Annotated in this window: 10 protein-coding genes; 8 read left to right on the top strand and 2 right to left on the bottom strand. The window is 64.0% G+C overall.

Annotated features, from left to right (window positions below):
* Window positions 1–8: 8 nt before the first annotated feature.
* From folD to QRO95_RS24340, 6 genes are all read left to right on the top strand, one after another.
* Window positions 9–887 (top strand): bifunctional methylenetetrahydrofolate dehydrogenase/methenyltetrahydrofolate cyclohydrolase FolD, encoded by an 879-nt coding sequence (gene folD / locus QRO95_RS24365; RefSeq protein ID WP_014036908.1) that lies wholly within the window; start codon window positions 9–11, stop codon window positions 885–887.
* Between the two features lie 499 nt (window positions 888–1,386).
* Window positions 1,387–2,844: an IMP dehydrogenase gene (gene guaB, locus QRO95_RS24360; protein ID WP_005409308.1), complete on the top strand. Its 1,458-nt coding sequence runs from the start codon at window positions 1,387–1,389 to the stop codon at window positions 2,842–2,844.
* 104 nt (window positions 2,845–2,948) lie between these two features.
* Window positions 2,949–4,514 carry a glutamine-hydrolyzing GMP synthase gene (gene guaA / locus QRO95_RS24355; protein ID WP_054171531.1) on the top strand — a complete coding sequence of 522 codons (1,566 nt, stop codon included), beginning with the start codon at window positions 2,949–2,951 and terminating at the stop codon, window positions 4,512–4,514.
* Between the two features lie 310 nt (window positions 4,515–4,824).
* Window positions 4,825–6,081, top strand: a complete 1,257-nt coding sequence (locus tag QRO95_RS24350) for a tyrosine-type recombinase/integrase (protein WP_047289100.1) — start codon at window positions 4,825–4,827, stop codon at window positions 6,079–6,081.
* A gap of 60 nt (window positions 6,082–6,141) precedes the next feature.
* Window positions 6,142–6,417 (top strand): hypothetical protein, encoded by a 276-nt coding sequence (locus tag QRO95_RS24345; protein ID WP_285303649.1) that lies wholly within the window; start codon window positions 6,142–6,144, stop codon window positions 6,415–6,417.
* 4 nt (window positions 6,418–6,421) lie between these two features.
* Complete coding sequence (locus QRO95_RS24340; RefSeq protein ID WP_047289096.1) at window positions 6,422–6,946, top strand: AlpA family transcriptional regulator; 525 nt, start codon at window positions 6,422–6,424, stop codon at window positions 6,944–6,946.
* 16 nt (window positions 6,947–6,962) lie between these two features.
* Here the strand turns inward: QRO95_RS24340 and QRO95_RS24335 are convergent, their stop codons facing one another.
* Window positions 6,963–7,340 carry an AlpA family transcriptional regulator gene (locus QRO95_RS24335; RefSeq protein WP_047289095.1) on the bottom strand — a complete coding sequence of 126 codons (378 nt, stop codon included), beginning with the start codon at window positions 7,338–7,340 and terminating at the stop codon, window positions 6,963–6,965.
* Window positions 7,341–7,764: 424 nt separating this feature from the next.
* Here QRO95_RS24335 and radC point away from each other — a divergent pair, with 424 nt between their 5' ends.
* Both radC and QRO95_RS24325 read left to right on the top strand, forming a co-directional pair.
* Window positions 7,765–8,274 (top strand): DNA repair protein RadC, encoded by a 510-nt coding sequence (radC, locus tag QRO95_RS24330; RefSeq protein WP_047289094.1) that lies wholly within the window; start codon window positions 7,765–7,767, stop codon window positions 8,272–8,274.
* Window positions 8,275–8,551: 277 nt separating this feature from the next.
* Window positions 8,552–8,902 (top strand): DUF2958 domain-containing protein, encoded by a 351-nt coding sequence (locus tag QRO95_RS24325; RefSeq protein ID WP_047289092.1) that lies wholly within the window; start codon window positions 8,552–8,554, stop codon window positions 8,900–8,902.
* A gap of 29 nt (window positions 8,903–8,931) precedes the next feature.
* On the opposite strand, the gene QRO95_RS24320 is transcribed toward QRO95_RS24325, so the two are convergent.
* On the bottom strand, window positions 8,932–9,695 hold a 764-nt coding region (locus QRO95_RS24320; RefSeq protein WP_343237345.1), incomplete at its 5' end, for a DUF6988 family protein.

Below are 9,695 nucleotides of genomic sequence, written 5' to 3'. Positions count from 1 at the left end.
CGCTCCCGATGACCGATTCCGCCCCCCAGCTTCCTGCCCGCATCCTTGATGGCCGCCGTATCGCCGAGGACCTGCTCGACAGCCTGAAGGTGCGCGTCGACGCCCGCGTGGCCGCCGGTGGCAGCCGTCCGGGCCTGGCCGTGGTGCTAGTGGGTGGCGACCCGGCCTCGACCGTGTACGTGCGCAACAAGCGCCGCGCTGCCGAGAAGGTCGGCATCGAGGCACATGACTACGACCTGCCGGCCGGTACTACCGAAGCCGAGCTGCTCGACCTGATCGACCAGCTCAACGCCGACCCGAAGATCAACGGCATCCTGATCCAGCTGCCGCTGCCGGGCATCCCCGACGCGCGCCGGCTGATCCAGCGCATCGACCCGCGCAAGGACGTGGACGGCTTCCACCCGGAAAACGTCGGCCACCTGGCCCTGCGCGAGTTCGGCCTGCGCCCGTGCACCCCGCGCGGCATCACCACGCTGCTGGGCCACACCGACCAGCCGGTGCGCGGCCGCAACGCCACCATCGTGGGCGTGAGCAACCACGTCGGCCGCCCGATGGGCCTGGAACTGCTGATTGCCGGCTGCACCGTGACCAGCTGCCACAAGTTCACCCCCAAGGACGTGCTGGAACAGGCCGTGCGCAACGCCGACATCCTGGTGGTGGCCGTCGGTCGCCCGGGCATCGTGCCGGGCGAGTGGGTGAAGCCGGGCGCGGTGGTGATCGATGTCGGTATCAACCGGTTGGATGACGGCCGGTTGGTGGGTGATGTCGGGTTTGAAGCGGCGGCCCAGCGGGCGAGCTGGATTACCCCGGTGCCGGGTGGCGTGGGCCCGATGACCGTGGCCACGTTGATGCAGAACACCCTGGAAGCCGCGGAAGCGCTGAGCTGACCTGCTGTTGGGGAGATCTGCCGTTGGTGGGTGCCGACCGTTGGTCGGCACAATGTGGACATGCGGATGACCCGCTCCTGGTAGGTGCCAACCTTGGTTGGCACGATCCGTCCGGCGCTGGACCCCAGATGGGATGAGGGCCTCTCCCTGTTTGTGCCAACCAAGGTTGGCACCTACCAAGGGCGGTTCCGTGGCGGTTCCATGTCCGTGGCGGTTCGGTGGGTGCCAACCTTGGTTGGCACGATCCGTCCGGCGCTGGACCCCAGATGGGGTGAAGGCCTCTCCCTGTTTGTGCCAACCAAGGTTGGCACCTACCAAAGGCGTTCCGAGGCGGTTCCATGTCCATGGCGGTTCCGTGGGTACCAACCAAGGTTGGCACCCACCCAGGTCGCCCCCTGAACCAATCATCGCCTGCGCGACACTGCGTCGCATCTACCCCCTGCCACACGGCGCGAAAACAGGGTAAAATGTCGCGCTTCCCCACATCTCGGGTATGCCGATGCTGCGCATCCAGGCTGAAGCACTCACTTACGACGACGTCTCGCTCGTCCCCGCTCATTCGACCATCCTGCCCAAGGACGTCAACCTCGAAACGCGGTTGACTCGCGACCTGAAGCTGAAGCTTCCGATCCTGTCCGCAGCCATGGATACCGTCACCGAAGCCCGCCTGGCCATCGCCATGGCCCAGCTCGGCGGCATGGGCATCATCCACAAGAATCTCAGCCTGGAACAGCAGGCCGCGGAAGTGGCCAAGGTCAAGAAGTTCGAGGCCGGTGTCATCCGCGACCCGATCACCGTCGGCCCGGAAACCACCATCCGCGACGTGCTGGCCCTGACCCAGGCGCACAACATCTCCGGCGTGCCGGTGGTGGGCAGCGACGGCCTGCTGGCCGGCATCGTGACCCATCGCGACATGCGCTTCGAGACCGAGCTGGACGATCCGGTCCGCCACATCATGACCAAGAAGGATCGCCTGATCACGGTCAAGGAAGGCGCCGCGTCTGACGAAGTGCTGCAGCTGCTGCACCGCAACCGCATCGAAAAGGTGCTGGTGGTCAATGATTCGTTCGAACTGCGTGGCCTGATCACGGTCAAGGACATCCAGAAGAACACCGACTTCCCGAACGCTGCCAAGGATCTGTCGACCCGCCTGCTGGTTGGCGCGGCCGTCGGCGTGGGTGGCGATACCGATCGCCGCGTGGAAGCGCTGGTCGCCGCCGGCGTGGACGTGATCGTGGTCGATACCGCGCACGGCCACTCGCAGGGCGTGCTGGACCGCGTCAGCTGGGTCAAGAAGAACTTCCCGAACGTGCAGGTCATCGGTGGCAACATCTGCACCGGCGAAGCCGCACTGGCGCTGCTGGACAGCGGCGCGGACGCCGTCAAGGTCGGCATCGGCCCGGGCTCGATCTGCACCACCCGCGTTGTCGCCGGCGTCGGCGTGCCGCAGGTCACCGCCATTGACCTGGTGGCCGAAGCGCTGCAGGACCGCATCCCGCTGATCGCCGATGGTGGCATCCGCTACTCGGGCGACATCGGCAAGGCGCTGGCCGCCGGTGCTTCGACCATCATGGTCGGTGGCCTGCTGGCCGGTACCGAGGAATCGCCGGGCGAGACCGAGCTGTACCAGGGCCGTTCGTACAAGAGCTACCGCGGCATGGGTTCGCTGGCTGCCATGGAGAAGGGGTCGAAGGACCGCTACTTCCAGGACGCCGCCACCGCCGACAAGCTGGTGCCGGAAGGCATCGAAGGCCGCGTGCCGTACCGCGGCCCGGTGGGCGGCATCATCCACCAGCTGATGGGTGGCCTGCGCGCCACCATGGGCTACGTGGGCTGCGCCACCATCGAAGACATGCGCAGCAAGCCCAAGTTCGTGAAGATCAGCGGCGCCGGCCAGCGTGAGAGCCACGTCCACGACGTGACGATCACCAAAGAGCCGCCGAACTACCGCGCCTGATGCGGGCCGGAGAAAGAGGAACGAGGAAGCTGATTCCCGTTCCTCTTTTTCCATCTGCTGCTGCAAATCTGATTTCGTTTTCCCTACTGCATTGCCAGGGCGCCATGACCAACATCCATAACGACAAGATCCTCATCCTCGATTTCGGCGCGCAGTACACGCAGCTGATTGCCCGCCGCATCCGCGAGCTGGGCGTCTACTGCGAAATCTGGGCGTGGGACCACAACCCGGCCGAGATCGCCGCGTTTGGCGCCAAGGGCATCATCCTGTCCGGTGGCCCGGAATCGACCACGCTGCCGGGTGCGCCGGCCGCGCCGCAGGAAGTGTTCGACAGCGGCCTGCCGATCTTCGGCATCTGCTACGGCATGCAGACCCTGGCCGCCCAGCTGGGCGGTGCCACCGAAGCGGCTGACCAGCGCGAATTCGGCCACGCCGAAGTGAACGTGATCAACCCGGATGCACTGTTCAAGGGCCTGAGCGACCACGGCGGCGAGCCGAAGTTGAATGTCTGGATGAGCCACGGCGACCACGTCTCCGTGGCACCGCCGGGCTTCACCATCACCGCCACCACCGACCGCATTCCGGTGGCCGCCATGGCCAACGAAGAAAAGCGCTGGTACGGCGTGCAGTTCCACCCGGAAGTGACCCACACCCTGCAGGGCCAGGCGCTGCTGCGCCGCTTCGTGGTGGACGTGTGCGGCTGCCAGACCCTGTGGACCGCCGCCAACATCATCGACGACCAGATCGCCCGCGTGCGCGAACAGGTGGGCGATGACGAAGTGATTCTGGGCCTGTCCGGCGGCGTCGATTCGTCCGTGGTGGCCGCGCTGCTGCACAAGGCCATCGGCGAAAAGCTGACCTGCGTGTTCGTTGATACCGGTCTGCTGCGCTGGCAGGAAGGCGACCAGGTGATGGCGATGTTTGCCGAGCACATGGGCGTGAAGGTGGTGCGCGTGAATGCCGCCGACCGTTACTTCAGCGCGCTGGAAGGCGTGAGCGACCCGGAAGCCAAGCGCAAGATCATCGGCAACCTGTTTGTTGAGATCTTCGACGAAGAGTCGAACAAGCTGAAGAACGCCAAGTGGCTGGCGCAGGGCACCATCTACCCGGACGTGATCGAGTCGGCCGGCAGCAAGACCGGCAAGGCGCATGTGATCAAGAGCCACCACAACGTGGGCGGCCTGCCGGAGCACATGAAGCTGGGCCTGGTGGAGCCGCTGCGCGAGCTGTTCAAGGACGAAGTGCGCCGCCTGGGTGTTGAGCTGGGCCTGCCGCGTACCATGGTCTACCGCCATCCGTTCCCGGGCCCGGGCCTGGGCGTGCGTATCCTGGGCGAAGTGAAGCGCGAGTACGCCGAACTGCTGGCCAAGGCCGATGCCATCTTCATTGATGAGCTGCGCAAGGCCGACCTGTACGACAAGACCAGCCAGGCGTTTGCCGTGTTCCTGCCGGTGAAGTCGGTGGGCGTGGTGGGCGATGCGCGGGCGTATGAGTGGGTGATTGCGCTGCGTGCGGTGGAGACGATCGACTTCATGACCGCGCATTGGGCGCATCTGCCGTATGAGTTCCTGGGGACGGTGAGCAACCGGATCATCAATGAGTTGCGGGGGGTGTCACGGGTGGTTTATGACATCTCGGGGAAGCCGCCGGCTACTATTGAGTGGGAGTGAATTTACGTCCTTCGAGGGCTATCGCCAGCTATCGAGAAACCAACGTAATGTGTTGATATTGAAAGAAATACGTCACGGCAGCTATCGGTAGCTATCGCCGGCCAGCAGAAAAAGTTGACGGTAGAGCTGACGGTAAAAATCGAGGCCGGATTAAGACACTCTCGTTCACTATTCAGACTTTTACCGTCTTTGACGGTAAAAGCCTTCTCGGGAAAGCTTGTTTCATGGGGCTTTCCGGGCATCAGCAGGTCTCCAGGTCCCTGACGGTAAAACCTGACGGTAAATCCGTCACATGCCGGAGGAAACCTCGATGCTGACCGACGCTGCACTACGCAATTTCAAACCTAAGTCCAAGATTTATAAGGCTTCTGACCGAGACGGGATGTACGTGACGGTATCGCCTGGCGGAACGATCACGTTCCGCTACGACTACCGGCTCCACGGCCGCCGCGAGACGCTGACCCTCGGACGCTATGGTCCAGGTGGCATCTCGCTGGCAATGGCGCGCGAACTGCTGCTGGACGCGCGCAAAGCCGTTCTCAAGGGTGTCTCGCCCGCGCTGGAAAAGCAGCGTGAGAAACGCCGGGTGGTCGCCATCAAGACCTTCGGCGCGGCGATGGAGACGTGGCTGGCCAACGCAAGGCTGGCCGACAGCACCCGCGCCATGCGCAAGCACATCATCGACCGGGACATCCTGCCGGTCTTCCAAAACCGCCTGCTGACCGAAATCCAGGCCGAAGACCTGCGGGCCTTGTGCAACAAGGTCAAGGAGCGTGGGGCGCCGGCCACGGCGGTACAGATTCGGGATATCGTGAAGCAGGTCTACATCTACGCCATCGCCCACGGTGAGAAGGTGGACAACCCCGCCGACAGCGTGGGCGCGGCCTCGATCGCCACCTTTGTGCCGAAAGATCGCGCCTTGTCGCCGCTGGAGATTCGGCTGTTCATGCAGCAGATGGAATCGGTGGCGACCTATCCGACCATCAAGCTGGCGCTGCGCTTGATCCTGCTGACGCTGGTACGCAAGAGCGAACTGATCCACGCCACCTGGAATGAGGTCGATTTCGAAAGCAAGACCTGGACGATTCCCAAGCAGCGGATGAAGGGGCGCAACCCGCACGTGGTCTATCTCTCGCGCCAGACGCTCGACATCTTCGTGACGTTGCACGCCTGCGCGGCGGGATCAAGGTTCGTTTTTCCGTCTCGCTATGACGCAGAGCGGTGCATGTCCAACGCCACTTTGAATCGCGTCACGGGGCTCGTGGTGGAGGCGGCAAAGACCAAGGGGCTGCCGCTCCAACCCTTCACCGTCCATGACCTGCGCCGCACCGGCTCGACGCTGTTGAACGAAATCGGCTTCAACCGCGACTGGATCGAGAAGTGCCTGGCGCACGAGGACGGGCGTTCCTCGCGCTCGGTTTACAACAAGGCCGAGTACGCCGAGCAGCGGCGCCACATGCTGCAAGAGTGGGCCAACCTTGTCGATGCCTGGGGCGGTGGGCAGACCTATGTGCCGAAGCTGTTGCCGGCGAACGTGGTGGTGCCGGCGTTAAGCGCGATAGCCTGAAACAGTGGCTTGGTTGTCACTTGACAACCAAGCCAATCATCCCCATACTGGAGATCATCGATGGCTCGTTCCCCTCATCCGAAGAATGAGGTCGAGGAAGCTCTCAGGCACGCCGAAGGGCAGGGCTGGCGCGTCGAAGTCGGCGGCAGCCACGCTTGGGGGCGGATGTATTGCCCTTACAACGATGAAGAATGTCGCTGCGGCGAGTTCTGCATCACCAGCGTATGGAGCACGCCGAAAAATCCCGGCAACCACGCGCGCGCCTTGCGGCGCGTCGTGGATAACTGCACTACACACCGGTCGCAGCGCGACGCTGACAATGGTGCCACGGAGTAGCGCGATGGAATACACCTTCACTCTGAAATATCAGCTCGCCGCCGACGACCGCGATGCGGATGCACTGGTGGAGCGCCTGGGCGAAGCCGGCTGCGACGATGCCTTGGTCGGCATTGGACAGCCGGGTCGGTTGGCGTTGGAATTCACCCGCGAGGCAGCGGATGCGGACGAGGCCGTGCGTAGCGCGCTGGCCGATGTGCGCTGCGCCGCGCCGACCGCGCGATTGATCGAAGTAGCGCCGGATCTGGTGGGTCTGACTGACGTGGCCGACATTGTTGGCGTGTCGCGGCAGAACATGCGCAAGCTGATGCTGGCGCATCCGGGCAGCTTTCCGGCGCCGGTGCATGAAGGCAGCGCGTCGATCTGGCATTTGGTGGACGTATTGGCGTGGTTGCAGGCCAAGGGCAGCTACTCGCTGGCCAAAGACGTGTTTGAGGTGGCGCGGGTGGCCTTGCAGGTCAACGTGGCGAAGGAGGGGCGGCGATTGCCGCGCTCGACATCCAAGGCACTGGAGGCTTTGATTGGGTGAGCGCCGCTGTTTGGCCTTATGCCTCGCTCGAACCCGCCCGGACAGGGCGGGTTTTTCGTAGGTGGACATCCGGTTTCGATACGCCGGTGCGCGGAGCCTGCTTTCGTTCTTCGACCCAGGCTTCCACGTCTGCCAAGTCCCATACGACGCAGCGTGGCGTCAGGTTGAAGCGGCGTGGGAACTCACCGCGACGCTCCATTTCGTAGATCGTCGTTTCGGCGAGGGGAACGATCTGCCGCAGTTCCTGCCGGCGAATGGTGCGACGAAAGGGAAGGACACTGCGCTTTGGAAATTGCGGCAAAGCCTCGTAGGCATCCGTGCCTGGCAAGGGGAGGCCGACATCGGTGCCGGCGGTATTGGGGGCTTGCGATAGCTGTTCCACCTCGGACTCCATGGTTCTGCTGCATGGAGACATGGTGAAGTTCAATACCTATCGGGACAACTTGCTGCGGCGTAGTGGAGCGGGTTCGATGTGGTATTTGGATGTTGCGTCCCGGCGTGCCGCCGTCGGGCTCGCGGGCTGTGCCCCGCGCTTCGTGCCGAATCGCGGCCATTCGGCTTTGATCCCTGACGCCTTCGGCCCGGCTCGTTGATCCGTGCCTGCGCGCTGCGCTTGCTCAACGGCGGGTGTGTGCAGTGGGCGGGGTGTGGGCGGTCTTGCTGTTCCCTTCACCATATCACGGCGTCCTCGCCGTCAAGGGCGGCGCGCGCTTGTGCGCGCTTGCGTCCTGGCGGCCGTCTGCGACCCCTGACTGCTTGCGCTGCGCCGTGCTGGCGACGGTTCCGGGCAATTCCGCCCGAGCAACCGGAGCACGATCATGTCGCAACTGTCTTTTTCCTCGTTCGATACCTCACTGATGGTGCGTGATGCGCAGGGCCGCTACCTGCTGGCGACGACTGACCAGATTCTGGAGGCCGCGCGCCAGGCTATCGAGCACAAGATGCAGCGCGGTGCGTCATTCAGTTCGCCGGTGGCGGTCAAGGAGTACCTGCGCGCCAAGCTGGCTGGGTTCGAGCACGAGGTGTTCGCCGTGCTGTTCCTGGATACGCACCATTGCTTGATCGAATATGCCGAGATGTTTCGAGGCACCATCGATAGCGCATCGGTGTATCCGCGCGAAGTGGTCAAGCAGGCGCTGCGGCTCAATGCGGCGGCGGTCATCGTTTCGCACAACCACCCGAGCGGGAATCCTGAGCCGAGCGCGGCCGACAGAGCACTGACCCAGCGGCTCAAGGAGGCGCTGGCACTTGTGGACGTTCGCATTCTGGATCACATCATCGTCGCGGGCGGCAACACCACATCATTCGCCGAACGCGGCCTGATCTGACCAAGGGGGCTTCGGCCCCCTTTTTTGCTGCGTCCGGTGGCGCAACTCCGGCCCGCGCGGGCCTGCGCGCTTCGCTTGCCGAGAACCGGGGAACGTGAAGGTGCAAGGGAGGCGGTCTTGCTGTTCCCTTCATCGTGCCACGGCGTGCTCGCCGTCAAGGGCTGCGCGCCGATGGCGCTTGCGTCCTGGCGGCCGTCGTTGACCCCTGACTGCTTGCGCTGCGCCGTGCCCCGGAAGGGTCGGGCAACTCCGCCCGGCAACCTTTCAGGAGTTCACCATGAACAACGCACTCATCACTGACGAGCAGCGCGTCGTGCTGCTGGCCAATGGCCGCAAATCACTGGAGAACCCGGACTTCGATCCGGCGCCCGTGGTCAAGCTGTTCACGCCGGATGCCGGCGCGACCTGGCTGCTGACCGAGATTGATCCCGACGACCACGACCACGCCTTTGGTCTTTGCGACCTGGGCCTGGGGATGCCGGAAATCGGCTGGGTTAGCCTGGGCGAACTGGCGACCGTGCGCGGCGGGCTGGGCCTGCCAATCGAACGTGACCTGTCTTTCCGGGCCGAAAAGCGGTTGAGCGCCTATGCGCGTGATGCGCGCCTGGCCGGGCGAATCGTCCAATGATTTGCGAGGGGCGTCGCAAGAAGCCCCGTTCAAGGTCTCAGCAGATCCGGCAGGCAGTCGGCGAATGCCGGCTGGATCTTGCTCACCGGCTTGGCCACGGCTTCATCGCCGGTGAGGACAGCCATCGTCATGCCGGTCATGGTCGTCAGACCGTTCGAGCTGCGCAGCACTTGCAGCGCAAGATCGACCGGGAAGCCGTCGGCACTACGCCGCAGCGGATGAATGCCGCCATGCACGAATGAGTTCATGCCGTGCCAGGTCACATCCTTGAAGTGCAACAGCATCTGGTGCGCGGCTGCCGGCGCGCCTTGTCCGACTCGCTTGCCGATCTGCTCAATCATTTCGCTGGCGCCAGGCAAGTTCTTGGCTGCCTGTTCGCTCTGCTGCGTCAGTGGCGCCAGCAACTTGTCGATCGCTGCGTCGCTAGCTGCGTAGAGCAGCCACATTGCCCGTGTCAGGGCCTCGAACTGCAGGCGCATGAGGCCGACGGCAGACGTGGGCAGTCGCAGCGACATCAACGCTCGCATTGCCGCCGCATGTTCCATAGCCACCAAGCACATGCCGAGGGCTGATTCGCCACGGGGCGATCCATCGAACTCGGCATTGCCCAGCAATTCATCCAGCCGTTCGTGCAAGGCATTGGAGCGGTGAAGCATGTGCTCCAAAGGGTCGTCGTTGTTGAGGATGGTTTCTTCCATAGAGGGATGGTAGGACGGTCGTGCGTCCCCGGCCAAGCAGACATGGCCGGTCGCGCTGTCGTGCTTCGCATCGAGCCGCCTGCGGCGTCTCGCCC

Source organism: Stenotrophomonas maltophilia group sp. Smal13 (genome assembly GCF_030236855.1).
Lineage (GTDB): Bacteria > Pseudomonadota > Gammaproteobacteria > Xanthomonadales > Xanthomonadaceae > Stenotrophomonas > Stenotrophomonas maltophilia_A.
This window is presented reverse-complemented; position numbering and strand designations above follow the sequence as displayed.

What these genes read in the sequence shown, in the direction of transcription:
- folD (WP_014036908.1), top strand. Translation starts at nt 9, where the DNA reads ATGACCGATTCCGCCCCCCAGCTTCCTGCCCGCATCCTTGATGGCCGC.
- QRO95_RS24325 (WP_047289092.1), top strand. Translation starts at nt 8,552, where the DNA reads ATGAACAACGCACTCATCACTGACGAGCAGCGCGTCGTGCTGCTGGCC.
- radC (WP_047289094.1), top strand. Translation starts at nt 7,765, where the DNA reads ATGTCGCAACTGTCTTTTTCCTCGTTCGATACCTCACTGATGGTGCGT.
- guaB (WP_005409308.1), top strand. Translation starts at nt 1,387, where the DNA reads ATGCTGCGCATCCAGGCTGAAGCACTCACTTACGACGACGTCTCGCTC.
- QRO95_RS24345 (WP_285303649.1), top strand. Translation starts at nt 6,142, where the DNA reads ATGGCTCGTTCCCCTCATCCGAAGAATGAGGTCGAGGAAGCTCTCAGG.
- guaA (WP_054171531.1), top strand. Translation starts at nt 2,949, where the DNA reads ATGACCAACATCCATAACGACAAGATCCTCATCCTCGATTTCGGCGCG.
- QRO95_RS24340 (WP_047289096.1), top strand. Translation starts at nt 6,422, where the DNA reads ATGGAATACACCTTCACTCTGAAATATCAGCTCGCCGCCGACGACCGC.
- QRO95_RS24350 (WP_047289100.1), top strand. Translation starts at nt 4,825, where the DNA reads ATGCTGACCGACGCTGCACTACGCAATTTCAAACCTAAGTCCAAGATT.
- QRO95_RS24335 (WP_047289095.1), bottom strand. Translation starts at nt 7,340, where the DNA reads ATGGAGTCCGAGGTGGAACAGCTATCGCAAGCCCCCAATACCGCCGGC.